General features: G+C 56.7%; 25 protein-coding genes. 7 read left to right on the forward strand and 18 right to left on the reverse strand.

All coding sequences use genetic code 11. The features are described from left to right. Positions 1-58: 58 nt before the first annotated feature. From lipB to LG294_RS11100, 3 genes are all read left to right on the forward strand, one after another. On the forward strand, positions 59-706 hold the full coding sequence (gene lipB, locus LG294_RS11090; RefSeq protein WP_404291730.1) for a lipoyl(octanoyl) transferase LipB: 648 nt from the start codon (positions 59-61) through the stop codon (positions 704-706). Positions 707-737: 31 nt separating this feature from the next. Continuing rightward, positions 738-1,739 (forward strand): lipoyl synthase, encoded by a 1,002-nt coding sequence (lipA, locus tag LG294_RS11095; protein ID WP_404285675.1) that lies wholly within the window; start codon positions 738-740, stop codon positions 1,737-1,739. Positions 1,740-1,897: 158 nt separating this feature from the next. Continuing rightward, complete coding sequence (locus tag LG294_RS11100; RefSeq protein ID WP_404285677.1) at positions 1,898-2,641, forward strand: DUF4191 domain-containing protein; 744 nt, start codon at positions 1,898-1,900, stop codon at positions 2,639-2,641. Between the two features lie 64 nt (positions 2,642-2,705). Here the strand turns inward: LG294_RS11100 and LG294_RS11105 are convergent, their stop codons facing one another. Further along, positions 2,706-3,143: an RDD family protein gene (locus LG294_RS11105; RefSeq protein WP_404285679.1), complete on the reverse strand. Its 438-nt coding sequence runs from the start codon at positions 3,141-3,143 to the stop codon at positions 2,706-2,708. A gap of 240 nt (positions 3,144-3,383) precedes the next feature. Between LG294_RS11105 and glnA (LG294_RS11110) the strand changes: the two genes are divergently transcribed. Then, entirely contained in the window at positions 3,384-4,808 is a 1,425-nt protein-coding gene (gene glnA / locus LG294_RS11110) for a type I glutamate--ammonia ligase (RefSeq protein WP_404285681.1), read from the forward strand. A 140-nt stretch (positions 4,809-4,948) separates the two neighbouring features. Next, positions 4,949-5,317: a hypothetical protein gene (locus tag LG294_RS11115; protein WP_404285683.1), complete on the forward strand. Its 369-nt coding sequence runs from the start codon at positions 4,949-4,951 to the stop codon at positions 5,315-5,317. Here LG294_RS11115 and LG294_RS11120 read toward each other — a convergent pair. The 4 genes from LG294_RS11120 to glnA (LG294_RS11135) form a co-directional block, all read right to left on the reverse strand. Further along, positions 5,314-5,781 carry a nucleoside deaminase gene (locus LG294_RS11120; protein WP_404285685.1) on the reverse strand — a complete coding sequence of 156 codons (468 nt, stop codon included), beginning with the start codon at positions 5,779-5,781 and terminating at the stop codon, positions 5,314-5,316. The two genes, LG294_RS11115 and LG294_RS11120, sit on opposite strands and share 4 nt — an antisense overlap. 85 nt (positions 5,782-5,866) lie before the next feature. Further along, positions 5,867-6,430, reverse strand: a complete 564-nt coding sequence (locus LG294_RS11125) for a DUF1990 family protein (RefSeq protein WP_404285687.1) — start codon at positions 6,428-6,430, stop codon at positions 5,867-5,869. After that, positions 6,430-9,456: a bifunctional [glutamine synthetase] adenylyltransferase/[glutamine synthetase]-adenylyl-L-tyrosine phosphorylase gene (locus tag LG294_RS11130; protein ID WP_404285689.1), complete on the reverse strand. Its 3,027-nt coding sequence runs from the start codon at positions 9,454-9,456 to the stop codon at positions 6,430-6,432. The genes LG294_RS11125 and LG294_RS11130 overlap by 1 nt, the downstream gene beginning before the upstream one ends. Positions 9,457-9,507: 51 nt before the next feature. Continuing rightward, positions 9,508-10,848: a type I glutamate--ammonia ligase gene (glnA, locus tag LG294_RS11135; RefSeq protein ID WP_404285691.1), complete on the reverse strand. Its 1,341-nt coding sequence runs from the start codon at positions 10,846-10,848 to the stop codon at positions 9,508-9,510. Between the two features lie 133 nt (positions 10,849-10,981). Between glnA (LG294_RS11135) and panB the strand changes: the two genes are divergently transcribed. Further along, positions 10,982-11,818, forward strand: a complete 837-nt coding sequence (panB, locus tag LG294_RS11140; protein WP_404285693.1) for a 3-methyl-2-oxobutanoate hydroxymethyltransferase — start codon at positions 10,982-10,984, stop codon at positions 11,816-11,818. A 68-nt stretch (positions 11,819-11,886) separates the two neighbouring features. On the opposite strand, the gene LG294_RS11145 is transcribed toward panB, so the two are convergent. After that, a complete protein-coding gene (locus tag LG294_RS11145) occupies positions 11,887-12,081 on the reverse strand; it encodes an SPOR domain-containing protein (RefSeq protein WP_404285695.1) in 195 nt (64 codons plus the stop codon). A 112-nt stretch (positions 12,082-12,193) separates the two neighbouring features. Between LG294_RS11145 and map the strand changes: the two genes are divergently transcribed. Then, positions 12,194-13,069 (forward strand): type I methionyl aminopeptidase, encoded by an 876-nt coding sequence (gene map / locus LG294_RS11150; RefSeq protein WP_404285697.1) that lies wholly within the window; start codon positions 12,194-12,196, stop codon positions 13,067-13,069. 103 nt (positions 13,070-13,172) lie between these two features. On the opposite strand, the gene nrdR is transcribed toward map, so the two are convergent. The 12 genes from nrdR to murC form a co-directional block, all read right to left on the reverse strand. Continuing rightward, complete coding sequence (gene nrdR, locus LG294_RS11155) at positions 13,173-13,661, reverse strand: transcriptional regulator NrdR (RefSeq protein ID WP_404285699.1); 489 nt, start codon at positions 13,659-13,661, stop codon at positions 13,173-13,175. 85 nt (positions 13,662-13,746) lie between these two features. After that, positions 13,747-15,099: a histidinol dehydrogenase gene (hisD, locus tag LG294_RS11160; RefSeq protein WP_404285701.1), complete on the reverse strand. Its 1,353-nt coding sequence runs from the start codon at positions 15,097-15,099 to the stop codon at positions 13,747-13,749. A 73-nt stretch (positions 15,100-15,172) separates the two neighbouring features. Continuing rightward, positions 15,173-18,682: a DNA polymerase III subunit alpha gene (gene dnaE / locus LG294_RS11165; protein WP_404291732.1), complete on the reverse strand. Its 3,510-nt coding sequence runs from the start codon at positions 18,680-18,682 to the stop codon at positions 15,173-15,175. A 137-nt stretch (positions 18,683-18,819) separates the two neighbouring features. Further along, on the reverse strand, positions 18,820-19,767 hold the full coding sequence (locus tag LG294_RS11170; RefSeq protein WP_404285703.1) for an RluA family pseudouridine synthase: 948 nt from the start codon (positions 19,765-19,767) through the stop codon (positions 18,820-18,822). Next, entirely contained in the window at positions 19,764-20,336 is a 573-nt protein-coding gene (gene lspA / locus LG294_RS11175; protein WP_404285705.1) for a signal peptidase II, read from the reverse strand. Before lspA ends, LG294_RS11170 begins: the two co-directional genes overlap by 4 nt. A 107-nt stretch (positions 20,337-20,443) precedes the next feature. Then, a complete protein-coding gene (locus LG294_RS11180) occupies positions 20,444-21,181 on the reverse strand; it encodes a DivIVA domain-containing protein (protein ID WP_404285707.1) in 738 nt (245 codons plus the stop codon). Positions 21,182-21,406: 225 nt separating this feature from the next. Further along, a complete protein-coding gene (locus LG294_RS11185; protein WP_404285709.1) occupies positions 21,407-21,703 on the reverse strand; it encodes a YggT family protein in 297 nt (98 codons plus the stop codon). A gap of 24 nt (positions 21,704-21,727) precedes the next feature. Further along, positions 21,728-22,279 carry a cell division protein SepF gene (locus LG294_RS11190; RefSeq protein ID WP_404285711.1) on the reverse strand — a complete coding sequence of 184 codons (552 nt, stop codon included), beginning with the start codon at positions 22,277-22,279 and terminating at the stop codon, positions 21,728-21,730. Between the two features lie 126 nt (positions 22,280-22,405). Further along, on the reverse strand, positions 22,406-23,128 hold the full coding sequence (locus LG294_RS11195) for a polyphenol oxidase family protein (RefSeq protein ID WP_404285712.1): 723 nt from the start codon (positions 23,126-23,128) through the stop codon (positions 22,406-22,408). Between the two features lie 20 nt (positions 23,129-23,148). Beyond that, the gene (ftsZ, locus tag LG294_RS11200) at positions 23,149-24,339 is read right to left on the reverse strand and encodes a cell division protein FtsZ (RefSeq protein WP_404285714.1); all 1,191 of its coding nucleotides are present in this window, start codon (positions 24,337-24,339) and stop codon (positions 23,149-23,151) included. 218 nt (positions 24,340-24,557) lie between these two features. Beyond that, on the reverse strand, positions 24,558-25,205 hold the full coding sequence (locus LG294_RS11205) for a cell division protein FtsQ/DivIB (RefSeq protein ID WP_404285716.1): 648 nt from the start codon (positions 25,203-25,205) through the stop codon (positions 24,558-24,560). A 101-nt stretch (positions 25,206-25,306) separates the two neighbouring features. Further along, complete coding sequence (murC, locus tag LG294_RS11210) at positions 25,307-26,710, reverse strand: UDP-N-acetylmuramate--L-alanine ligase (protein WP_404285718.1); 1,404 nt, start codon at positions 26,708-26,710, stop codon at positions 25,307-25,309. Between the last annotated feature and the right edge of the window lies 1 nt (position 26,711).

Consider the following 26,711-nt stretch of genomic DNA (forward strand, 5'->3'; position numbering starts at 1 on the left):
GCTCAGCGCATTTCAGCCAATTAGCGGCGCTTGTCGCAAAAGGCGTATGGTAACCACTATGGCGATCGAATTCGAACGAGTCGGACTCGGCACGGAGCTAATTCCATATATGCAAGCGTGGGATTACCAGCAAATTTTGCACGATGCTGTAGCGGCCGATGAACAAACCCCACGAGTCCTATTTCTTGAACATGAAGCGGTTTATACCGCCGGCAAGAGGACCGAACCTGAAGACTTACCCCTAGATGGAACCCCCGTTGTTGACGTTGACCGTGGAGGGAAGCTGACCTGGCACGGACCCGGACAGCTCATCGGCTATCCAATCGTGAAGCTGAAGAAGATCAGTGCGATCCGTTTATACGTGGAGACCCTCGAAGAAGCGTTGATTAACGTGATCGATGAAATGGGCATCCCCACCGTTCAGGTGAAGGGACGTTCAGGCGTTTGGGTCCCCGGTAAAGACGGTGAAGAAGATCGAAAGATCGCGGCTATTGGCATTCGCATTAACCGTGGCGTCACCATGCACGGCTTTGCACTCAATTGCTCAAACGACCTTTCCGCATACGATCAGATCATCCCCTGCGGAATCACCGATGCCGGCGTAACCACGATCACCCAAGAACTAGGCCAGACGATCTCCCCCAACGATGTCGTTGAGCGGGTGCAAGAGGAACTTGATCGTCTCCTCTCGCCGCAAGTCGTCTAAGCAAAAAATTACTAACGTAGAAGGACCTCAAATGAGCGTTGAACCTGAAGGCCGTCGAATGCTGCGCGTCGAAAAGCGCAACTCCCAGACCCCAGTTGAGCGAAAGCCCGAATGGATACGAGCCGAACTCAAGATCGGTCCCGAATATGTGGGTCTGAAAAACTTGGTGCAGTCCGAAGGGCTCCACACGGTATGTGAAGAAGCTGGCTGCCCAAATATTTTCGAATGCTGGGAAGATCGCGAAGCATCTTTCCTAATCGGCGGTTCCGAATGCACCCGTCGTTGCGACTTCTGCCAGATTGACACCGGAAAGCCTGCTGCGCTGGATCGCTCAGAGCCGTTCAAGGTAGCCATGAGCGTGAAGAAGATGGATTTGCGTTACGCAACCGTCACCGGCGTGGCCCGCGATGACCTCGAGGATGAAGGTGTCTGGCTCTACGCAGAGACGGTACGCCAGATCCATAAAATGAACCCGACCACCGGTGTCGAGTTGCTCATCCCTGACTTCTCCGGAAAGCCCGATAACCTCGACGCCATTTGCGATTCGAACCCTGAGGTCTACGCGCACAATGTGGAAACCGTCCCACGCATTTTCAAGCGCATCCGTCCGGCTTTCCGCTACGAACGCTCCATGGATGTCATCACCCACGGTCGCAACCGTGGCCTAATCACCAAGTCGAACCTGATCTTGGGAATGGGCGAAACTCGTGAGGAAATTTCCGAAGCCATGCGTGACCTACATGAGGCCGGCTGCGATCTGCTGACGATCACTCAGTACCTGCGTCCAACCGAACGTCACCTTCCGGTTGATCGCTGGGTGAAGCCACAGGAATTCTTGGAACTGCAGCAAGAAGCCGAGGAGCTAGGTTTCGCCGGTGTCATGTCCGGCCCATTGGTACGTTCCTCGTACCGAGCAGGACGGCTCTGGGCTGGTGCGATGCGCAAAAAGGGACGCGAGATCCCGGAGCCCCTCTCCCACATCGAATCCTCGGGTACCACCCGTCAGGAAGCTGCTTCGCTGCTAAACCGCTAAGCCCAACGATATATACAAGCGTTCGGATCCAATAGCCGTAAAATACGGTGGTTGGATCCGAATTCTTGTTGTGCGGCGCTCCGTGTGAAACGTTAGGTTTCGCCCGGAATTCCTCCGAAGATAAATTAGCCAGTCAGATCGCGTAGAATTGAAGCACTATGGCCAAAAACTCCGATAACGATGCGGCCGCGCAACAGAAGCGTGGCCTGTTTTCGCGTAAACCAAAAGCTGAAAAACAAAACAAAGAGCCCGGGCGCCTAAAACAAATGGTGCAGGTCTTCCAGATGACCCGCCGCAACGATCCTATGGTCGTTTGGTGGATGATCTTGGCATTCCTGGGCGTCGTCGCCGTTGGACTGATCATCGGTATCCTGATCCAGAACTGGATCACGCTGCTGATTATCGCGATCCCGCTTGGCTTGCTTGCTGCCCTGTTCATCATGTCCCGTCGAGCCGAGAAAGCTGCGTTCGCGCAGCTTGAGGGCCGACCAGGCGCAGCGGGCGCGGCGATGAGCGTGCTGCGTCGCGGCTGGATTTTGAAAGATGAGCCAGTTGCGTTCAACCGCCACCAGGATCTGGTGTTCTTGGCGGTTGGCCGTCCAGGCGTTGTTCTGGTCACCGAAGGCCCAACAAGCCGCGTGCGTGATCTGGTGGCGTCCGAGCGCAAGCGTATTGCTCGCGTTCTGCCGAACGTTCCGATCCACGTGATCAACGCCGGCCAGGACGAGGACCAGACCGATCTGGTAGATGTCAGTAAGAAGATGAAGAAGCTTCCGAAGGCGATCACCAAGCTGGAGATCAGCGCAGTGGACAAGCGACTAACCACGCTTACCGCAAACCGCCTGCCGATTCCCAAGGGCATCGATCCAAATCGAGCACGCCCTAACCGCCGGGCTCGCTAAGAGGCTAGAAAACCGCACTAGTTCGCTAGTGCGGTTTTTTTATACCTAAATTCTCGAACGCTTGCTACCTGATGTTCACCAACACGCTTTTTCCTGCCCGGTCATGGAAGCCACGCTGGTCGGCATCCGAGAACAGAACGGGAATCACCAAGCACAGCAGCACCGAACGGATGACACCGGTGAGCGGCTTGATCGCAGTTCCATCCATGGATTGAACTTGCAGCCCAAAGGTCCGATGCCCGATGCTGTGACCGGTGAAGCCAACTGCAATCATTTGGCCGACACAGAACAACGCAAGAGTGGCTAGGTCATTCAGATTAAACAGCCACCAACTCAGCAGCATGGATAGTGCCCAGTCCACGCATAGGGCGCCGAGCCGGCGCGGGAACCGGGCGATCGAACCTGGCCCTTTTTCCGGGCGCCCCAAGCGCTGGCCCGGCCATTCTTGCGAGTTTAATTGCGGGGGGCCTTCAAGCCACGAGCTAAAGTCTTTACGTTCCACATAACCAGTGTATCGGGGCGATCTGTGTGAATCTCATCAGTTTGTTACGCATCACAATGACCCCTCTGACCCGGCACGACGCGCCCGAACTTCCGCTTTGTAACGTAGTCGAAACAATCGAGACACCATTCAGAAACGGATTCTAGGTAGGATTACTTGGTAAGCAAGAGAACTGATCAGATCAATTCGTATGATCGTTCCGTTTACCAAACCAATAACTCAACAGGGAGTCACCTGCACATGTTTACCAGCCCAGAAGAAGTCTTGGCATATATTGCCGAAGAGGACATCAAATTCGTTGACATCCGCTTCACCGATCTACCAGGCGTCCAGCAGCACTTCAACGTTCCGGCGAAGTCCGTGGATGCAGACTTCTTCGTCAACGGCCAGCTCTTCGATGGTTCATCCATTCGCGGTTTCGCTGGCATCTCTGATTCCGACATGCAACTGATCCCTGATGTCACCACCGGTTTCGTCGATCCTTTCCGTATCGAAAAGACACTGGCGTTCAACTTCTCGATCATCAACCCACGCACCGGTGAGCCTTACCACCGCGATCCGCGTGGCGTAGCCGAGCGTGCCGAAGCTTACCTGGAGTCAACCGGCATCGCCGACACTGCATTCTTCGCCCCAGAAGCGGAATTCTTCATCTTCGAAGACGTCCGCTACGAGTCCACCCCACAGGGTGCCTTCTACAAGGTCGACTCGGACGAAGCGCCTTGGAACACCGGCCGTAAGGAAGAGGGCGGCAATCAGGGTTACAAGACCCCTTACAAGGGTGGCTACTTCCCAGTGTCGCCTACCGACAAGCAAGCCGACCTGCGTGACGCCATCTGCGTCGAACTGGACAACGTCGGCCTTGAAGTTGAACGCAGCCACCACGAGGTGGGCGCCGCCGGACAGGCCGAAATCAACTACAAGTTCAACACCATGGTTCACGCAGCCGACGAACTGATGCTCTTCAAGTACGTCGTGAAGAACGTTGCCGATGCTTGGGGCAAATCCGCTACCTTCATGCCAAAGCCGGTCTTTGGCGATAACGGCTCGGGTATGCACGTGCACCAGTCGCTGTGGGCCAACGGCGATCCGCTGTTCTACGATGAAAAGGGCTACGCCGGCTTGTCGGATACCGCTCGTTGGTACATCGGTGGTCTGCTGAAGCACGCTTCTGCCGTATTGGCGTTCACCAACCCGACCGTCAATTCCTACCGTCGCCTGGTCAAGGGCTATGAAGCACCGGTCAACATGGTTTACTCGCAGGGCAACCGCTCCGCAGGTATCCGTATCCCAATCACCGGCTCGAATCCCAAGGCAAAGCGCATCGAGTTCCGTGCACCGGATGCTTCCTCGAACCCTTACCTGGCCTTCGCGGCTCAGCTGATGGCTGGCCTGGATGGCATCAAGAACCGTATCGAGCCTACGGACCCAATCGACAAGGACCTCTACGAGCTTCCTGCCGAGGAAGCCAAGGACATCCAGCGCGCTCCAGAAAGCCTAGAAGAGGCTCTGAAGGCATTGGAAGCCGACTACGAGTTCTTGCTCGAAGGTGGAGTGTTCACCGAGGACCTGATCCGCACCTGGGTCGAGTACAAGCGTGAATACGAAATCAAGCCTCTAAGCCTGCGCCCGAACCCATATGAGTTCGAGCTCTACTACGGCTGCTAATTCCGTAACGGTTCTACGGAACTGCTAAGAATTCGAAACCTGTCTCGCGGACCTTTTGGCCCGCGGGACAGGTTTTTTCGTTTCGTCATTGCCATAACATTTCAATAGCGGAGAGCGCAGATTGGGACTAGCCTTGGCTCATGGACATTTCGACTTGGCTCCCCGTCAAACGCGCCGATGGAGAAACCGTAGGATACCTAGAACCGCTTGTTCCGTCCTACGATCGGGTCTGCCCGAGAACCGTTTTGGGCCACCCTGTGCTGGATTCGTGCGACTTTTTCCAAGGCGAAGAGTTGCTAGCGGCACGTGGCCTTAGCGAACTCATGAACCCATGGATGCTTCGCGATGCCCCACCAGATAAACACAGCCCGCTGTCTATCCTTGAAGTCTCACCACAAGGCATCGTCCTGGCCGACGCGCTGCTGACCAAGGCGCTTGCCCCCACCGAACGAATTCACCTGGCGTGGCCCGATATCGATGCCAGTCTGGTGCCCTACGTTCTGCACTAGTAACGAGTCTTATCTTCTTTGGCAGCCCAATCGGCGAAGACCGATGCTGCCTCATCCGAGGGAACATGAGTGAACGGGATCAATCTCTGACCCATTGGTTTATCCAGCTCCGTGTAAATGAGCTCGTCATCAAATCCGATACGAGCGGCATCCTGACGGGTGTTCGCGTAGTACACATGTTTAAACCGTGACCAGTAAATGGCCCCAAGACACATGGGGCAGGGTTCGCAACTGGTGTAGAGCTCACAGGCCGACAGATCGAAGCTGCCAAGCTTCGTCCCGGCATTGCGGATGGCAATCACTTCGGCATGCGCCGTCGGATCGTTCGACCCGAGCACCATATTATTGCCCGTTGCAATCACCTCACCGTTGAGAACGACCACCGCTCCAAAAGGTCCCCCTTGGTTAGCCTGCATGCCATGACGTGACATGGCGATAGCCTCGTCGAAAAATCGCTTTTCCATAGCTGCACCGCTTCCTGCTCACCTTAAATGCGTCATTTGTTGGATGCTGCATCCAACGGCGATCCAAATGCCAGTCTAAGGAGGTTCACTGGCTATTGGTAGAGCTGGAATATCTATTGCCGCCAACCCGAGAGATGCCGGGTTTGACGAGCGCTTTGAAGTATCGGCGACGAGCGAACACTTGAACAACTCTGAGCAGGGGAAACAACACCCGCCAGGGCTGAATGTCGGAGGGTTTAGTCAATGACCTGATCGTGAGGAAGTTGCCGCCGGCACGTTGCTCGATGACAAAGCACTCTTCACCACTGACCGGGTGCCCCGCTAAGGTCCGATAAGCGAAGCCCACGCGATCAGGTGCCACAACAACGAAGATCACTTCCACGGGTTCAAGGATCTTGATCCCTGGGACTTTGACCTTTATGATCGGGCGCTGTCCGACGGCGACCGGCGCCGCCGGGATTACGCTAAAACCGCTGCGGGTTTTGATCCCCCAGCGCAGCACCTGCTCGGAGGCCCAACGCCAATGCCGCTCCCCCGAACCGATCCGCACCGTCTTCTCCCAGCGTCGATAGCCAAAACCACTGGCTTCCCAGATCTGGTTTCCTGGAGTCGTTAAGGATGTGGGAATGGGCACGTTTTCACGCACCATTAGTCTTCGAAACCGTAGAAGAGCTGTTCAAAGATTGCGCGTGAATGCCGGGTGGCACGTAGGTAGTCTTCTTCCAACGCCGGGCCTTGATTGGCCTCGTAGCCACACCAGCGCGCCACAGCCTCCATATCCCTGGCCGAGCGTGGTAGCACATCGCTAGAACGGCCGGAGGTAATGATTTCCGCGCTTCGAATCCGCGTAGCCAAGGACCAGGTGAAGTCCAAGAGCTCGGCTTCTTCTTCGCTAATGAGCTCCAATCCGGCCATGGCATCCAAGGCCTTGCGCGTGGCAGGTGTACGCAACGACGGATGTTTCCACGCATAGCGCAGCTGGTAAAACTGTACTAGCCATTCAATGTCGGATAAGGAGCCCCTGCCAAGTTTCAGATGACGGTTTGGATCGGCGCCTCGTGGCAGTCGTTCGGACTCTACACGAGCCTTGATCTTGCGAATATCCTTCATCTCGGCCTCGTCGAGGCCCTTGCCGTAACGTACGGGTTCGATCAGCTGGATGAAGTCCGCCGCCAGTTGCGTGTCGCCAGCAAATGGGCGAGCACGTTGCAGGGCTTGGCGTTCCCAGACTTCCACCCAACGCTCGTAATACTGGGCATAGGCGTCAAGCGAGCGAACCAGCATCCCGGCGCGCCCTTCAGGGCGAAGATCGGAATCAACCTTTAGTTTCACTTCGGCCGGAATGGCGGGCTTCAGCGGCTTATTGCTCCAAGAAATCAACTCGGTCACCACGCGCAGGGCCTGTTCTTGAGATTGCTGGGCAGTGGCGCCTTCAACGGGACGCTGCACGAAGAGCACGTCGGCATCCGAGCCGTAGCCGATCTCCTCTCCACCCTGCCTTCCCATGGCGATGACGGTGATGATCGCATGCCGTCCATGCTTCAGCTGATCTGCAGTGAGCAGAATCTTCAAAATCCCATCGACCATGTTGCCATCGATATTCGACAACGCCTCGCCGACCTGCGAGACATTTAATAGGCCTGCCCCATCCGCCAGAGCAACACGCAAGAACTCCCGACGACGCACCAAACGGATTTGCCGGATTGCTGCCTCTGGTTGTTTGGTTCGTTGGATGATGGAGGCGTTCTGCTGCTGCAAGCTCTGGTAGGTCTGCGGTACCAGCGCCGTGTTGGAACCCAGCCATGCGGCTGCTGCTGGCTCATTGGCCAGCAAATCGGTCAAGAACCGGGTGTTCGACAGCAGGTGGCTCAACCGCTCGGCCGCGGCATTGGTATCTCGCAACATGCCCAAGAACCAAGGAGACTTCCCTAAGGCCTCGCTGAGCCTGCGGAATCCCAGCAGACCGGCATCTGGGTCCACCCCTCGCGCGAACCAGTCCAAAAGCACCGGCAGTAGTTGCCGCTGCAATGAGGAACGGCGCGAGACTCCCCCGGTCAGCGCTTCGATGTGGCGCATAGCAGCCTTTGGATCCAGATAACCCAGTGCGCGCAAACGAGCCTGAGCCGACTCTGGGGTCAAACGCACCTGGTCCGCGGAGAGATTCGAGCTGGTGACCAGCAGCGGCCGATAGAAGATGCGTTCGTGCAGTGACCGCACCAGCCGTTTGGTCTCATTCCACCGGCGCAACAGCTTTTCTGGGTTCGCGACCTGCAGGTCGCCGGCTCCACGCACCGCCCGGGCCAGTACTCGTTGTGCACCCTCAACCCGTGGCATCAGGTGCGTGCGGCGCAACTGGCTAAGCTGGATTCGGTGTTCCAGCAGGCGCAGATAACGGTAGGACTCGTCAAAGTTTCTCGCGTCTTCGCGGCTAATGTACCCGATTTCGCTCATCGCCCGGATCGCCAGCGTAGTAGTTGGCACCTGAATCTCGGGATCCACTCGACCATGGACCAATTGCAAAAGCTGCACGGTGAATTCCACATCACGCAGCCCGCCGGGTCCCAGCTTGATTTGCCAAGGAACTTCTTCTTTAGCGATATGGTCACTCACCCGCCGGCGCATGGCCTGAACGGATTCAACGAAACCTTCGCGCTCCGAGCTGGACCAGATCATCGGGGAGATCATCCGCTCATAGGAATGTCCGAGGTCCGAGTCACCTGCAATGGCTCGTGCCTTGAGCAACGCTTGGAATTCCCAAGAATGTGCCCACCGGTTGTAATAGGCCTCGTGCGAGGACAAAGTCCGAGTCAGGGCACCGTCTTTGCCTTCGGGACGTAAATTCGCGTCGACTTCCCAGAGCATCGGTTCGGGGCCGGGGACCATAATTGCACGAGCGGTATTGCCACATAGAACGGTGGCAATTGCCGATGCGAGGTCTTCATCCAGGTTCGGAGTGCTGCCGTGCACATAAATCACGTCTACGTCTGAAATGTAGTTCAATTCCCGAGCACCGCATTTACCCATGCCAATGATGGAAAGCTTGACGCTATCCACGTCCTCTGGGGTGTATTGCTCGGAGGCTTCGGCGCGCGCGATGGCCAGCGCGCCTTCGAGCACCGCACCTGCCATGTCTGCAAGTTCCGCGGCAACGAACGGAAGAATTTCCTGCGGGTCCGCGGCTCCAAGGTCCCGATGCGCCAAGGACAACAGGGCTTTGCGGTAACTAGCACGTAATTTCTGGCGCGCTTCGGCCCCAGTGCACGAAGAAATCCAGTGCTCGTTGGAAGTAAGCGTTGCCCCGACCGAATCCAGCATAGCGCCACGCAGGGTTTCGAGACCGACCTGCTGAAAGCTTTTGCTCGGTGCCTGGCTGACCACGGCTAAAGCCTCAGGACAGCGGATCAGGAACTCTCCCAAGGCCGAGGAGCCGCCGAGTAGTCGCACCAAAGCCAAGCAGGAATCCGGCTCCCGAAAAATCTTCGCAGCCTCGGGATGACGATCCACAAGCCTAAGAGCCAGCAGGAGCGCTTGGTCAGGATCTGGCGCGTGCGCCATCATCCTCACGATGAGACCCGAATCAATATCCGCCAGTTCGTCTGCTTCAAGGAACTTCTTGGCGCGTTCGGTATCACTGAAGCCAGCGTTGATTAATGCCCGTGAGGATACTTCTGCCATATTCTTCGTGTGTCTCCCACTTGCCACCACGTCGTGGACGTGGCGTACTCCTTAGAGGATTCCCAGATATTTGTTGAGCTCATATGGGGTGATGACCTGACGGTACTCTTCCCATTCGGCACGCTTATTTGCCAGGAAGGAGTTGAATACCTGCTCACCAAGAACCTCTGCCATGAACTCGGATTCTTCCATTGCCTTCAGCGCGTCATGCAACGTGCCAGGCAGCGGAACATGGCCCGAGGCGCGTCGTTCTGCCGTGGACAATGCCCACACATCATCCTCAGTTGGCTCTTCGAGCTCGTATCCTTCACGGATGCCCTTCAGCCCGGCCCCAAGCAGGGTTGCATAGGCCAGATAAGGGTTCGCGGCAGAATCGATGCCACGGTATTCCACGCGGGCGCTTTGGCCCTTGCCTGGCTTGTACAGCGGCACACGGACCAATGCAGAACGGTTGTTGTGTCCCCACGAGCGGTAGCTTGGAGCTTCACCACCACCCCAGAGACGCTTGTAGGAGTTCACGTACTGGTTGGTGATCGCGGTCATCTCGGGGGCATGGTGCAAAACACCGGCAATGAAGGAACGAGCCACGTCAGAGAGCTGGTACTCGCGGCCAGCCTCGAAAAATGCGTTGGCGTCGCCCTCGAACAACGAGAAGTGAGTGTGCATCCCGCTACCCGGCTGGTCAGCAAATGGCTTGGGCATGAAGGTGGCATGAATGCCCTTCTGCATGGCCATTTCCTTGATGACCGTACGGAAGGTCATGATGTTGTCAGCGGTCTGCAGTGCATCTGCATAGCGAAGATCGATTTCGTTCTGCCCTGGCCCGGTCTCGTGGTGCGAGAATTCGACCGAAATTCCCAATGCTTCCAAGGTGGTCACCGAGGCACGACGGAAATCCTGGCCCACGCCGTCGGGCACGTGGTCGAAGTAGCCGCCGTTGTCTATTGGCTGCGGGCGACCTTGCGCATCGAGCTTGCTGTTCTCCAGCAGATAGAACTCGATTTCCGGGTGCGTGTAGCAGGTGAATCCCATGTCGGCCGCTTCGGTCAGCTGACGCTTAAGCACCTGTCGGGGGTCCGCGTTCGAAGGCTGGCCTTCGGGGGTGAGGATGTCGCAGAACATGCGGCTGGTGGGTTCGACTTCACCGCGCCACGGCAAAATCTGGAAGGTCGCCGGATCTGGCTGTAGGAGCATATCCGATTCGGAAATGCGCGACAGTCCGTCGATCGACGAGCCGTCAAAGCCTAGGCCCTCTTCGAAGGCGTCTTCAACTTCGGCCGGGGCCAATGCAACAGACTTCAAGGAACCGACCACGTCGGTAAACCACATACGCACGAACCGAACGTCACGTTCTTCAATGGTGCGCAGCACGAATTCCTGCTGACGATCCATAATTCACCGCCTCAAAATCTTTGAATCCCGCACTGATCACAGCCGGGAGTTAAACAACCTGATGCAAGACTATACGTTTTGGGTCTCATTCTCGCCCACGCACCGCTGGGCCCAAGTGCGATAAGGTTTTTCTATGCCGCAACCTTATCTTTCTGACCCTGACAAAGGCCCTTCCCGCATTCGGGTTCACCATTTACAGCAGGCAAAAGAGCGTGGCGAAAAATTTGCCATGTTAACCGCATATGACGTCATGATGGCTGAAATCTTCGACCAAGCAGGCATCGAGCTGCTTCTCGTAGGTGACTCAGCGGCCAACACCGTCATTGGCTACGACTCGACCTTGCCTATTACCGTGGACGAAATGATCGTCTTCATCAAGGCTGTTGCCAATGGAACCAAGCGCGCTCTAGTCGTAGCCGATCTGCCTTTTGGTTCCTACGAGCAATCCCCTCAGCAAGCGGTAGCCACCGCGGTTCGGCTCATGAAGGAGGGTGGCGCTCAAGCAGTGAAGATCGAAGGTGGCCATCAGTTCGCCGAACATGTGCAAGCCATGGTTCTCGCCGGCGTTCCTGTCATCGGGCATATCGGTTTCACCCCGCAATCCGAACATGCTTTGGGAGGCTATCGAGTCCAGGGACGCGGAGACGCTGCCGAGGAGATGATCGCGGACGCCCAAGCGCTGGAGCGCGCCGGGGCCTTTACGATCCTCATGGAAATGGTGCCAAGCCCCGTCGCGGCCAAGGTCGACGCGGCGTTGCGGGTGCCTACCATTGGCATCGGCGCAGGAAATGCTACTACCGGTCAGGTTCTGGTCTGGCAGGACCTCCTCGGATTGGGCGCTCACCGCACGCCGCGATTCGTGAGAAAATACGCGGATCTGCGTTCGGTGATTTCCGCGGCAGTGAGCGAATACCATCAGGATGTCGTAAGCGGTGCATTCCCCTCGGCCGAGTACGAATTCAAGGAATAGCAAACTCCACAGCTTTAAAATGAACCTGAGTGCAAGGAATCAAATTCCTTGCACCCAGGTTCATTTCGTTATTCCTCTTCTTCGTCTTCAGCATCCCAGGCCTCATTGCGGGCCTGCACCTTGGACATCGCATTGCGTGCCTCGTCCTCGGTATCGTAGGGGCCGAGAAGTTGAGTCCAGTCGGACTGTGGTCCCTTCTCAATGCCGCCCGTCGATACGTTGTACCAATATTTACCTTCACCGGGTGTGGCAGTCTCGCTCACGGTCAGCTCCTTGGTTCGTTTGGTGTTGATGATTCCACGCTAGCTCAATCTCACGCATATCGGTGGCTTCAGAAAGACGATGTTGACCTTGCCCCGTAGTTAGAATGTTTATATGGCTACTGTTGCAACTGCTCCACTTGGAACCCTGACACCTGGCACGATCTCACCGGAGCTCTTCGTCCCAGCTCATATTGAGCGACCCGAATATGTGGGCAAGAAAGCTCCGGCAAAAAGCACTGCCTCGGAAGTTAAAAGTCCCGAAGTTATCGAACGAATCCGCATTGCCTCGCGTATCGCGGCCCAAGCGCTGGCCGAAGTGGGCAAAGCCTGCCAGCCAGGCGTGACTACCGATGCCCTTGATCGTCTGGGACACGAGTTCTTGATGGATCACAACGCATACCCATCCACTCTTGGCTATCGGGAATTTCCGAAGTCGCTGTGCTCTTCGCTCAACGAAGTCATCTGCCACGGCATCCCGGACAGCACTGTGCTTCAAGATGGCGACATCATCAATATCGACATCACCGCGTACATCGGCGGGGTGCACGGAGATAACAACGCAACGTTCCTCGTGGGCGACGTTGATGAAGAATCTCGGCTCTTGGTGGAACGCACCGAAATGTCGTTGAAGCGTGCGATCAAGGCAGTGATGCCAGGGCGCGAGATCAACGTCATCGGGCGAATTATTGAAAGCTACGCCAAGCGTTTTGGTTATGGCGTGGTCCGCGATTTCACCGGCCACGGCGTAGGCGAAGCTTTTCATACCGGACTGATCATTCCGCACTACGATGCGGCGCCGGCTTACGATACCTTGATCGAGCCGGGCATGGTCTTCACCATTGAGCCCATGCTTACCTTGGGCACCATTGAGTGGGACATGTGGGCCGATGACTGGACAGTGACTACCCGCGACAAGAAGCGCACGGCACAGTTCGAGCACACCCTGCTGGTCACCAACGATGGCGCCGAGATCCTCACCCTCCCGTAGCAGACCCAATACTCGGTTTTCGGCAAGCAAAAAGGCCGGGATTCGGACCACTGGTTCGAAGCCCGGCCTCAATAATATCTGCCTACCGCGCAAGCACCGACTGCTACTCAGCGGTCAGCGGACGCTGCTTGCCCTGCGGGGTCTTGTCGCGACGATCTCGCAGCTTCGCGATTGCGGTTTCGAAATCCGTGAGCGACTGGAAATTGTGATAAACGCTAGCGAAACGCAAGTAAGCGACTTCGTCCAAGCGCGATAGCGGCTCGAGAATGGCCAGGCCAACCTGGTGGGCAGGGATTTCTGCAGCACCTGAAGTTCGCACCGCTTCCTCAACCTCTTGAGCCAAGATGGCCAGATCGTGATCGGTCACCGGGCGGCCCTGGCATGCCTTGCGGACACCGTTGATGACCTTGTGACGCGAGAATGGCTCCACTGCACCTGACTGCTTCAAAACACTCAACGAAGCGGTTTCTGTGGTGGTAAAGCGGCGCGAGCACTCGGTGCACTGACGACGGCGTCGAATGGACACGCCATCATCGGCGACTCGACTATCGACCACACGCGAATCTGCGTTGCGACAATAAGGGCAATTCATGGCACCTCCAACTTTTTGCGACCGTGGTGTCTACCGAGGCCTACGGCGTACGGAAATCCACACACGTCACCTAATAGTTTAGCTTCTAATGCGCCTGTCGTACCGCGACTGCATCACCGTGTGCTGGTAGGTCCTCTGCGTTGGCAAGATTGATTACATGAGACGCCACCTCACCGAGCGCGCTCTTGTCGTAATTGATTACCTGAATGGCCTTCAAGAAGGTATTCACATTCAGGCCCGAGGCGTGCAGTGCGGTGCCGCTGGTCGGGAGCACGTGGTTTGATCCCGCGCAGTAATCTCCCAAGGACACCGGAGCGTATTCACCCACGAAGATCGCCCCGGCGGCGTTTATCCGCGAGGCAACCTCGACTGCGTCTTGCGTCAGCACCTCGAGGTGTTCGGCGGCATACGCATTGCATACTTCGATCCCCTGCGCTAAGTCGTCGACCAGGATGATGGCCGATTGCGTGCCTGACAGTGCTTCGCGTACGCGGTCGGTGTGTTTTGTCGCGGCCACCTGCGTGGCAAGTTCCGCGCGCACGGCGAGGGCCAACGCAGGAGAATCGGTGACCAGCACTGCCGCCGCATTCGCGTCGTGCTCTGCCTGAGAAATCATGTCCGCGGCGATAAAGGCCGCGTTGGCCCCTTGATCGGCGAGGATCGCAATCTCGGTCGGACCGGCTTCCGCATCGATTCCCACCACGCCCTTGACCAGACGCTTAGCGGTCGCGACGAAGACATTGCCTGGACCCGAAATGACATCGACCGGTTCGATATCTCCGCGCTGGTCTCCGGGAACTTCTACTCCGTAGGCGAAGGCAGCGACGGCTTGTGCGCCACCCATGGCGTGTACCTCGGTAATGCCCAACAGCTTCGCAGCGGCAAGGATGGTCGGGTGCGGCAGTCCACCGAAGTCGCGCTGCGGGGGGCTGGCCAATGCCAGGGAGGAGACTCCTGCCGCCTGCGCTGGAACGGTGTTCATAATGACCGAGGACGGGTAGACGGCTAGTCCTCCGGGAACATAGAGTCCAACGCGACGGACCGGAACCCAGCGCTGGGTAACGGTCCCGCCGTGGCCATAAACCACACTCGCATCCTGCGGCACCTGAGCCTGAGCGAAGACACGCGCGCGGCTGATCGATTCTTCCAGGGCCAGACGGACCTGAGGATCTAGCTCTTCCAGGGCACGATCAAGTTCGCCCTGAGGCACCCGGGTATGCTCCAGATCAACCTTGTCGAATCGCTTCGCGAGGTCCTTCAACGTCTCCATGCCATGTTCACGCACGTCGTCAATGATCTGCTGGACCACCTCGGCCGCGGTCTGCGAGTTCATTTCAGGTCGTGGCAATTTGGCCTTGAGCTGAGCACGGTTGAGTTTCTCTCCACGCCAATCGATGGTCGCGAGTTCGGAAAAGGTTGTATCTAGGTTTGAAGTCACAACCCTAGTTTAACGCGTATGACCGGATTAGGTTCCCTTTGATTACCCAACCCGGTCATACGCCCACAAGTTCCTACACGTCTAAACAGGCAGGGCCGAGCAGCACCTTGAGATCTCCGAACAGCGCAGGGTTCGGATTAACCCTGAAATTCATCCCAAGTCGCATCAGCGAGGTCCCGCGGCTACCGCTGAGCTTAACCCTTACCTCGGTATTGCCGTTGTGGGTCCGCAGTACGTCACCCAGCTGTTGGATTAGAGTCTCGGTGGCCTTATGAGTCGGAATTCCAATGACCACCGGTCCTGTTCCGGAGGTGTCCGAGAGTTCCGGGATCATCATTTCTTGGGCATTGAGCGTAATTGAACCATCGTCGCGGCGCTGCACGCGTCCCTTGATTACCACAATCAGGTCATCTGCCAGGATCTCGGCGATCGGCTGATAGGCCTGACCGAAGAACATGACTTCCATGGAGCCTGAGAGATCCTCGATCTCGCACCGGGCGTAAGGGTTGCCGGATTTCTTGGCAATGCGCCGCTGCAGAGCGCTGATCATGCCAGCAATCGAAATGACGTGCCCATCGGAGGGGCCTTCGTCAGAAAGCACGCTGGTGACCGGCATATCCGCGTATTGATCAAGAGCGGAGCCCAGTCCCTGCAGCGGGTGATCCGAGACATAGAGGCCGAGCATATCTCGCTCGTAAGCCAGCTTTTCCTTCTTTTCCCAGTCTGGAAGGTCAGGAACGGCCACCGTCATCGCGTCGGAGACCTCGGAGGTGTCCAGCGCGCTGAACAGGTCGAACTGGTTTGCGGCCTCGTTGCGTTTAAGCTGAATGACCGAGTCCACGGCTTCTTCATGGATAGCCACCAGCGCACGTCGCGGGTGCTTCATTGAGTCGAAGGCACCGGCCTTGATCAACGATTCAATGGTGCGCTTGTTGCACACCACTGCCGGAACCTTACTCAGGAAATCGCTGAAGTCCCGGTAGGCTCCCTTCTCGGTACGTGCTTCGACCATTCCTGCCACGGCGTTGGCACCGACGTTTCGGATGGCTCCCATACCGAAGCGAATGTCCTTGCCCACAGGGGTAAAGTTCAAGGCTGATTCGTTGACATCTGGTGGCAGCACGGTGATGCCGATGTGGCGGCATTCGTTCAGGTAGAGCGCCAGCTTGTCCTTGTCGTCGCCGACGCTGGTGAGCAGAGCCGCCATGTATTCGGCCGGGTAGTGTGCTTTGAGGTAGGCGGTCCAGTAGGAGACCACACCGTATGCGGCGGAATGCGCCTTGTTAAACGCATAGTCGGAGAACGGCAACAGAATATCCCACAGGGTCTTCACCGCTGCATCGGAGTAGCCATTGTCATTCATGCCTTGCTTGAAGCCGGCGAACTGCTTATCCAGTTCCGACTTCTTCTTCTTGCCCATGGCACGACGCAGAATATCGGCTTGCCCCAGTGAATAGCCGGCAAGTTTCTGCGCGATGGCCATAACCTGCTCCTGATACACGATCAGGCCGTAGGTGCCGCCGAGGATATCGGCTAGTGGTTCCGCAAGCTCCGGGTGGATCGGGGTGACGTCCTGCAGCCCGGTTTTACGCAACGCATAGTTGGTGTGCGAGTTGGCACCCATGGGACCTGGACGGTACAGGGCGATCACGGCGGAAATATCTTCGAAGTTATCCGGGCGCATCATCTTCAGCAGCGAGCGCATCGGCCCGCCGTCGAGCTGGAACACGCCTAGGGTGTCGCCACGGGCGAGCAGGTTATAGGCCTCGGGGTCTTCTAGCGTCAGTACTTCCAGGTCGATCTCGTCGCCGGTGTTGTACGTGATGTTTTCCAGCGCATCGGAAATGATGGTGAGGTTGCGCAACCCCAAGAAGTCCATCTTGATCAGACCCAAACCTTCGCAAGTCGGGTAATCAAACTGCGTGATGACCTGACCGTCTTGGATACGACGCATGATCGGGATCACGTCAATAATCGGATCCGAGCTCATAATGACGCCGGCGGCATGGACGCCCCACTGGCGCTTCAGCCCCTCAATGCCCTTGGCGGTTTCAAAAACCCGTGCCGCTTCGGGGTCGTTGGCCACCAGGTTGCGGAAGTCTCCGGCTTCGGAATATCGCTTTGAGTCAGGATTATCAATGTCGTTCAACGGAATGTCCTTGGCCATTACCGCCGGCGGTAGTGCCTTGGTCAATGTTTCGCCCATGCTGAATGGGTATCCCAGCACGCGTGAGGAGTCTTTCAACGCCTGCTTGGTCTTGATCGAACCATAGGTCACGATCATGGAGACACGTTCATCGCCATACTTCTCGGTCACGTATTTAATGACCTCCGAGCGGCGGCGATCATCGAAGTCGACGTCGAAGTCGGGCATGGACACACGTTCCGGGTTCAAGAAGCGTTCGAAGATCAGTCCGTGCACCAGTGGGTCGAGGTCGGTGATGCGCATCGCGTAGGCGACCATGGAACCGGCACCGGAGCCACGCCCCGGACCGACGCGGATGCCGTTGTTCTTGGACCAGTTAATAAAGTCGGCGACGACTAGGAAGTAGCCGGGGAAACCCATCTTGATGATGACGTCCAGCTCATAGTCTGCCTGTTTGCGCGAAGCTTCCGGAACACCGTTGGGATACCGGTAGTGCATCCCCTTGTCGACTTCCTTGATCAGCCAGCTGGTCTCGTCCTCGCCCGGCGGGCAAGGGAACTTGGGCATGTAGTTGGCATTGGTGTCGAAGGAAACTTCCACGCGGTCCGCGATGGCCAGGGTGTTGTCGCAGGCTTCTGGATGTTCTTTGAACAGCTCGCGCATTTCGCGTGCGCTCTTCAGATAATAGCCAGAGCCCGAGAATGCGAAGCGGCTACCGCCCTGGTCATAGGTCGGTTCATCCAACGTGGAGCCCGAGTTGATGGCAAGTAGCGCCTCGTGCGCCTTCGAGTCGGCTTCATGGGTGTAGTGCAGGTCGTTGGTGGCCACCAACGGGATATTCAGCTCTCCGGCCAGGCGTAAGAGGTCCTTGGTGATCCTGCGTTCGATCTCAAGACCGTGGTCCATGATCTCGCAGTAATAATTCTCCTTGCCGAACAGGTCTTGGAGCTCCGCTGCGGCAGCCTTGGCCGCGTCGTACTGGCCGAGGCGCAGCTTGGTCTGCACCTCTCCTGATGGGCAACCGGTGGTCGCGATCAGGCCCTCGGAATGCTCGTTGAGCAGTTCCCGGTCCCAGCGCGGGTATTTGCCGAACACCGAGTCCAAGGAGGCTCGGGAGGAGCCCTTGAACAGGTTGTCCATGCCCTTGTTGTTATAGGACAGCAAGGTCATGTGGTTGTACAGGCCACCGCCGGAAACGTCATCGCCTTTTTGCGATTCATCGGTACGCCACTTCACACGGGTCTTGTCATTACGAGCCGTGCCCGGGGTGACATAGGCTTCAACTCCGATGATCGGCTTGACGCCAGCGTCGGTTGCCCGCTTCCAGAAATCAAAGGCACCGAAGAGGTATCCATGGTCGGTAATGGCCATGGCTTCCATGCCTTGCCGGTTAGCTTCTTCAAAAAGCTCACCTAGCCTGGCTGCTCCGTCCAGCATGGAGTATTCGGTATGGGTATGCAGATGGACAAATCCGTCACGTGTCGCGCTCACTGAACCAGTCTAGCGATTCACGCAACGAATTTCGTCCACTGCCCCACCCGCTGTGGGAGCTCTCATAGCAAGTGCCGAGGGAACTAGTATGTTCCTTCGCGCAGCAGTTCCAACGCACCTGCCAGATCGTGCGGATATTCGCTTTCGTACTCGACCCATTGATCAGTGACAGGATGGTTGAATCCCAGACGCTTGGCATGCAGCCATTGACGGGTCAGCCCCAGTGCGGCGCTGAGCTTCGGGTCGGCACCATAGGTTTGGTCCCCGACGCAGGCATGGCCGAAGGCGGAGAAGTGCACACGAATTTGGTGGGTCCGGCCGGTTTCCAATTGGATTTCGACCAGGCTCGCCCGGCCGAAGGCTTCGAGCATTTCGTAGTGGGTGACCGAATCGCGTCCACCTTCAAGAACCGCGAACTTCCAGTCGTGCCCTGGGTGGCGTCCGATGGGCGCGTCAATGGTTCCTTCAAGCGGATCCGGCAGCCCCTGAACCACTGCGTGGTAGGTCTTTTTCGGCGTACGTTCCTTGAAAGCCCGCTTGAGCGCGGTGTAGGCGCGTTCGGACTTGGCCACTACCATCAGACCGCTGGTTCCAACGTCCAGCCGGTGCACGATGCCCTGGCGTTCTGGAGCCCCGGAAGTTGAGATGTTATAGCCCTCGGCCATCAGCGCACCAACAACAGTCGGGCCGACCCAACCTGGCGAAGGGTGAGCCGCGACGCCTACCGGTTTGTCGATGACAACATAGTCATCTTCGTCGGCAATGATCTTCAGATCTTCCACGGCAATAACTCTAATTTCTAATGGATCGGCCTGGGGTGGGATAGTCACTCGAAGCTTGTCTCCCGCTTGGAGCTTGAGCGGCTTAGTGACGATTCTGCCGTTGACCTCTACCATCGAATCTTTGCACAAGGATTTGGCCAATGTGCGCTGAATTTCGAGGGCCTTGGAGATATGGACGTCCAAACGCTGTCCGGCCTCATCTGGTGCAACTGATAGTTCGTGAATCTCGGTGGTGTCAGTACCGCTCATGCTGTGGGCTCCGTGCTTTCGTCATCCCCGTGGTTCGTTTTCTTGGCTGGTGCATCGCCGATGGTTCCATCCAAATTTCTTCCGCGGATGAGCATCAGCGCAACCACGATCATCGAGCAGACAATAAACGAGTCCGCGACGTTGAAAATGGCAAAGTTTTGGACGGAGAACATATCAACTACATGTCCAAAGCCGAAGGCCGGTTCGCGGAAGATTCGGTCCGTCAGGTTTCCAGCAACTCCACCGAGCAAACATCCCAGGATAATTGCCCAAGTTCGTACCGCGACCTTGCGCAACAGCAAGAAGATCACGTAGACCACGACCGCCGCCTGCAGGATTGCAAAGATGATGGTGAAGTCCTCCCCCATGGAGAAAGCGGCACCAGGGTTGAGAATGTAATGGATATCCAAGAAATTCGGGATCACCTCGAAGGATTCACCGAGTTCCATATTTCTCTCCACGAGAATCTTGACCGCTTGGTCTAATACCAACGCGATCAAGGCGATGACCAGCCCAAGGCCGGTGAAGCGCTTAGCCGCAGCAGCACTTCTCGGTTCTGAAGCACTCACACTATTACCCATTAATTCCCTTAAACATCAACGGTGGCGCCGGACAAACCCGAGCGCCACCGTCAACTGTACTGATATTTAGTTCAAGCCATCAAACCCGTAAGGGACTAGTTGGCCTTGGTTGCGTTATCGATGGATCCCTGCGACTCAAGGTCGCGGAGCTGTCCTTCGATGTAAGTCTTCAGACGTGCACGGTAGTCACGCTCGAAGCCACGCAGCTGCTCAAGCTTGCGCTCAAGTACGGACTTCTGCTGTTCCAGTGCGGAGAGAGTCTTGCGGCTCTTCTCTTCAGCGGAGGTAACGAGCGAGTTTGCCTCAGTTTTAGCTTCCGAGATGATCTTGTCACGCTGCTCAACACCGGAGGCAACGTATTCATCGTGCAGACGCTGTGCCATCGAAAGCACGTTAGCTGCAGATTCTGCGGACTCGGAGCGAGGAACGGCAGCAGGAACAGCGTTGGCTCCAGGAGCCGCGTCCTTCTTTTCCTCGACCTTGGCTGCAGCAACCGGAGCTTCAGTCTTCTTGACTTCGGCTACTGGTGCAGCTGCTGGAGTCTCGACCTTCTTTGGCTCTTCAGGCTTAGTTTCAGCCTTCTTCTCTTCAGCTGGTTTCGCAGCTGGAGCGGCGGCCACTGGAGCTGGAACGGACTGTTCCTTAGCTGAGACGCTAGTGTCCCCGCCTTGCGCTGCCAAGCGGCGGCGCAGCTCTTCGTTCTCACCGGTCAGGCGACGCAGCTCCACAACGATCTCGTCGAGGAAGTCATCTACCTCGTCTTGGTCGTAGCCTTCACGGAACTTGGTCGGCTGAAACCGCTTATTGACTACGTCTTCTGGCGTCAAAGCCATTGGGTCACCTCAATACTGGGATCATTTTCGCTCGACCGTTGTTGTCTAGCGAAACACTTACCGTTCATTCAGTGTCGCGACCGGTGAAGTCGGAGCACTATTTCCTAAAGGATATAACGATTCGGACACTAATTACGAAACCGAACTGCCGGGACAGCTCTTTTTTATTGAATTTTACAGTTTAGGGTTCTTCCAGATCCTCGTATTCCTCTACGAAATACCTGCTCAGATCCCTGTACTGTAACCTACGCCACTAACGATCGATTTGACAATCATTACGACGATAAACAGGATCAAAAATGACAAGTCAAGCCGGATTCCACCGATATCCAATGGCTTAATCTTGCTCCTCAACCAACGCAATGGCGGGTCGGTAATTGTGACGATTGCTGTTGCGGCCAATAAGGCGATCCCCTTGGGGCGCCAATGCCGAGCAAAACTTTCAGTAATATCCAGCACAATTCGCATTATCAGCAGAATTTGCAGGACAGCTAGCAGGAAATAAATAATCCCGAACACCATATTTACGCGCTCGCTCCTGGCAGCTTAGCTCTGGTTGAAGAAGGTAGCCTGAGCTTCGGACTGTTTACGGTCTTCACCCAGTACTTCTACAGTGGCCGGGGAGAGCAGGAATACTTTGTTAGTGACTCGCTCGATGGAGCCGTGGAGAGCGAAAACTAGGCCAGCCGAGAAGTCGACCAAACGCTTAGCATCGGTTTCTCCCATATCGGTGACATTCATAATCACCGGGATTCCGTCACGGAAGTTCTCACCGATGATCTTGGCATCGTTGTAAGAACGCGGGTGAACGGTAGTAATTTGACGCAATTCGGAATCCTCATCCCGTACTGAAGGTGCACGCTTAATCGGTGTGACCGGAGCACGGTACTCGTTCTCTGGTTCTTTGGCTACTGAATGCGGAGCAACTGGCTTGACTACCGGCTGCGGGCGCGGGGCCTCTGAAGGCCGCTGCGGGGCAGCGTCTTCTACGGCCCGTATCTGGGTCCTAGGTTCTGAGTTGTCCATTTCGGCCTCGCTCTGCTCAACAGCATCTGCTAAGCCGAGATAGACCATTGCCTTACGTAGTCCGTCAGCCACGATATTTCTCCTCAGTTGTCCCGTGCATGCAACCCCAGGTGCATGATTCCGCTACTCTGACGCTACCGCACGGCAATCGACAGGCATCGCACATTCTAATTTTTTTGCGCGGTGTGTCGCGCAAGCCTAGATTTTCGGCCAAATCAGGCCAGCCAGCCGGCCCGCAAGCGGAGTTCTTCGGTAAGAGAAGAATCTCTCATCTTCAAGTGTGCAGATTTTACTTTGTTGCACCAGAACGCCTAAAGCTGAGAGTTCTTGTTCGGCCGAAGCCGGGAGATCCAGGGATGCTGTCCCCCAGCTGGTATTTGTCCGTATGCCAGGTCGTTCGAACTCGGATTCGGCGGCCATTGCTTCAGGGACTTCGTAGCAGCGCCCGCAAATAGCTGGGCCAATAATAGCCTCAACCTTGTCTGCACCCAATTGCTGCAGCTCGCCGACGGTACGCGCCAAAATCCCACCAAGAAGCCCGCGCCGACCGGCATGGGCCGCGGCTGTGAAAGTCCGGTCATTGCGGGTGTCACGGGCAACAAAGAGAACCGGCAGGCAATCGGCCACCATGACGGCGAGGGGCTCGCGACCGCTAGGATCGATGAGCGCATCGCAGGTCGGAGCTTCTGGTTCATTCCAAGCGGTTCGCAGCCCGGGGGCAACGTGCACCACCTCGGTGGAATGGATTTGGTTCATGAAGTGCAAAGAAAAACGTCGACCCCCGATCGAGTCTTCCAGCTTGGCCCGATGCTCCCCTACTAAGAGGGGGTCATCGTTTACATGCAAGGCGAGGTTCCCCTCGGCTTGCGTAGTAAATGCCAGTTGGATACTCGAATCGAGGTTCGACGCGAAATGTAGCACTGCTCAGCTTGTCGCTGTTATTACTTTAGGAAGTCCGGAACGTCCAGATCATCGTTCGAACCGTTAAGGTCCGCGTCAACAACGTCTGGAAGATCCTGGAAGGAGTTGTTCTGCTCTGCTGCCGCTGGCCTTGCTTCTGGAGCAGCGGCCGCTGGAGCTGGCGTTGCTTCTGGAGCCATCGCGGCTGGAACAGGCTGCTGTTCCTGTGCCTGACGGCTAGACGCTGGCTTCGACGCCAACGGTGCCATTGGCTTGCTGGTTACGTCTGGCTCGTCAAAGCCGGCAGCAATCACAGTGACACGAGCTTCGTCACCAAGGGCGTCGTCGATTACGGCGCCGAAGATGATGTTGGCTTCTGGGTGCGCGACTTCCTGGACCAGACGAGCTGCCTCGTTGATCTCAAACAATCCGAGATCCGAGCCACCCTGAATGGAGAGCAGGACGCCGTGCGCACCGTCGATGGATGCTTCCAGCAACGGCGAAGCGATTGCCAGTTCCGCGGCCTTGACCGCGCGATCCTCGCCGCGTGCAGAACCGATACCCATGAGTGCCGAACCGGCACCCTGCATAACGGACTTCACATCGGCGAAGTCGAGGTTAATCAGACCTGAGGTGGTAATCAAGTCGGTGATGCCCTGAACACCGGAAAGCAGCACCTGGTCTGCTTGGCGGAATGCATCTAGAACGGAGACGTTGCGGTCCGAGATGGACAGCAGTCGGTCGTTCGGGATGACGATCAGAGTATCGACTTCGTCGCGCAATGCCTCGATGCCGTTTTCGGCTGAGTTGGCGCGGCGGCGACCTTCGAAGGTGAATGGACGGGTGACGACACCGATGGTCAGTGCACCCAGTCCGCGGGCGATACGTGCCACGACGGGTGCGCCACCGGTACCGGTGCCGCCGCCTTCGCCGGCGGTCACGAAGACCATGTCGGCGCCGCGTAGGACGTCTTCGATCTCTTCGACGTGATCCTCGGCTGCCTGGCGTCCCACATCAGGGTTCGCGCCAGCGCCTAGGCCGCGAGTAAGTTCGCGTCCTACGTCGAGCTTAACGTCGGCATCACTCATGAGTAGAGCCTGCGCGTCGGTATTGATGGCGATGAATTCAACGCCCTTGAGACCGACTTCGATCATTCGATTGACTGCGTTTACACCGCCACCGCCGATTCCGACGACTTTAATGACCGCGAGGTAATTCTGTGGAGCTGCCACGTCCCGCTTCCCTTGTTAGATGTGCTACATATTTCACGATTCATGCGCGAAACCTTGACCTTTTGCCTTAAGGTTAAGTTTCTGTCAAGCTATCGCTATTAAGAACGCTATGAGCCATGCTGGCTTTGTGCAACGACCGCCGTGGCGTGTCGCCTATTGAAACCTATCTTTCCAGAATTTCCCTTGAGAATGTTCATCCCTCGCCCGTGGCGAGCGACTTAATACGTCACCGGGTTCTCTGGATTGGTCACGTCAATGACCTTGGCCATGTCTGAATTTTCTTTTAGTTCATCAAGGAAAATCTTCGCAACTTCATTTTTGAGTGCGACCTTTCCTCCGTCGCCCCAGATCAGAGTTCGCTTCTTTGGCAGGGCGAGCTCCATGAAACCAGCCTGGGTCAATGTCGCAGTGGAGACTTGTTCGAGAACATTGGGCTCCACCGTGCTCAGAATCCCGGTAAGCAGTTGAAACTGCTCCGGGTCATTGGTTTGATCTGAGGCCTTCACCCGAGGAAGTTTTGTTTTATCTTTCTCGCCGACCTTTTTCAGCTTCTCACCGGTAGAGGAGACGATATAGGAATTTTTCCCGTCCACTAGGATCGCGACAGGCTCGGCTTCAACCACTTCCACGACCAGCGTGTCGGGCATTTTGGCGCGAACCACAATTTCGTCCACTGCAGGTTGGTCGCCGATGAGCTCGACAACTCGCGATTCTGAGATCCGCGGCAGCGGCACTCCTTTGAGCGGGGCCAATGCTTCAAGCAGCTTTTTCTCGCTTACCAGCTTGCTTCCGGTCACTTCAATTTTCTTAGCTGCAAGAAGCGGCGAAAAGCTGAGAACCAATACGGCCGTGATGCTTAGTGCCACGATACTCGCTGCAATGATAATGAGCAGCTTGCGTCGTTTCTTCTCCGGGCTGGCAGGCAGCTCGACAACCTTGGTGTTTTCCCCCATGGTGGCTCCCAGCTTTATTCGCAGGACAGTGCTGCAACGATTTGCGAACCGAGTTCGGTAACATCGCCGGCACCAATGGTCATCACAACATCTCCAGGTTCGGCATACTCCACCACATGGGCCACCGCCGCCGCCGGGCTGAGCACTTCGCTTGCTACTTCGATACGCTCGGCGATCAGCGCGCTAGTGACCCCCTGAATCGGCTCTTCCCGTGCTGGGTAGATCTCCAGAACGCGGACGCTGTCAGCAAGGGACAAGGCTTGGGCGAACTGACGGTAGAACTCCTGGGTACGGCTGAAGAGATGCGGTTGGAACACCACATGCAGCTTTCCGTCCCCTGCCACCGCGCGTCCTGCCTTCAAAGCGGCATTAACTTCGGTTGGATGGTGAGCGTAGTCGTCATAGACTCGCACCCCTTCGGCCTCGCCCTTGAACTCAAAACGGCGGGCTGCACCTGCAAAACTTGCTAGTGCATCAAGCGCATCATTGATTTCGAGCCCAGCATCCATGCCTACCGCCAGGGCGGCTGCGGCGTTGAGCAGATTATGCTGACCGGGTACCGCAAGATTCAGCGTATGGCTTTCACCGCTTCCCCACTCGATTGTGGATACGAAACGGCCGTCTTCCAGCGCACGAGCATCACTGAGTCGGCGGTCAGCGTGATCGGCGAAGCCGTAAGTCTGGATCCGCAATTCGGGACGCTCATGGCGCATCTTGCGAGCCAGAGCATTGGAGCCTTCATCATCTGCACAACAAATGAGCAGACCGTCCTCGGGTAGCAACCGGGCGAAATGGACAAAGGCCTGGTGGACGGCTTCGGCCGTACCGTAGTGGTCGAGGTGATCGGCTTCGATGTTGGTGACCACAATGACATTTGGCCGATAATTCAAGAACGAAGAATCGGACTCATCGGCCTCGGCGACGAAGATCTCTCCTTCACCGAGTTCAGCGTTGGTCCCCAGACTTGGAATGTTCGCGCCCACGGCAAAGGAGGGGGCGGCCGCAGCAGTTTTGAGCATATGGGCGGTCAGCGACGTGGTGGTGGTCTTGCCGTGGGTACCGGCGATGGTCACCACTTGCTTATGGCCGCGCATGGTCGCTTCGAGCCCCTCGGAGCGGTGCAAGATTCGCAGTCCACGGCGGAGCGCCTCATCATATTCGGCGTTGCCGGGCTTAATGATCGAGGAAATCACCACGGTGTCTGCATCGCCCAAATTCTGTGGGTCATAGCCGACATGAATGCGTGCGCCCCGCGCGCGCAGGCCGTCGAGTACTGGCAGGTCCTTGGCGTCGGAGCCGGAAACCGGAACCCCGTAGTCCAGAAGCAAACGGGCAACGGCAGAGACGCCAACACCGCCAACACCCATCAGATGTACCTTGCCAAGTTCGGCGATGTGTTCGCCTGGCTGCTGTACCATT

Source organism: Glutamicibacter arilaitensis (assembly GCF_044793945.1).
In the GTDB taxonomy this organism is placed as follows: Bacteria; Actinomycetota; Actinomycetes; order Actinomycetales; family Micrococcaceae; genus Glutamicibacter; species Glutamicibacter arilaitensis_B.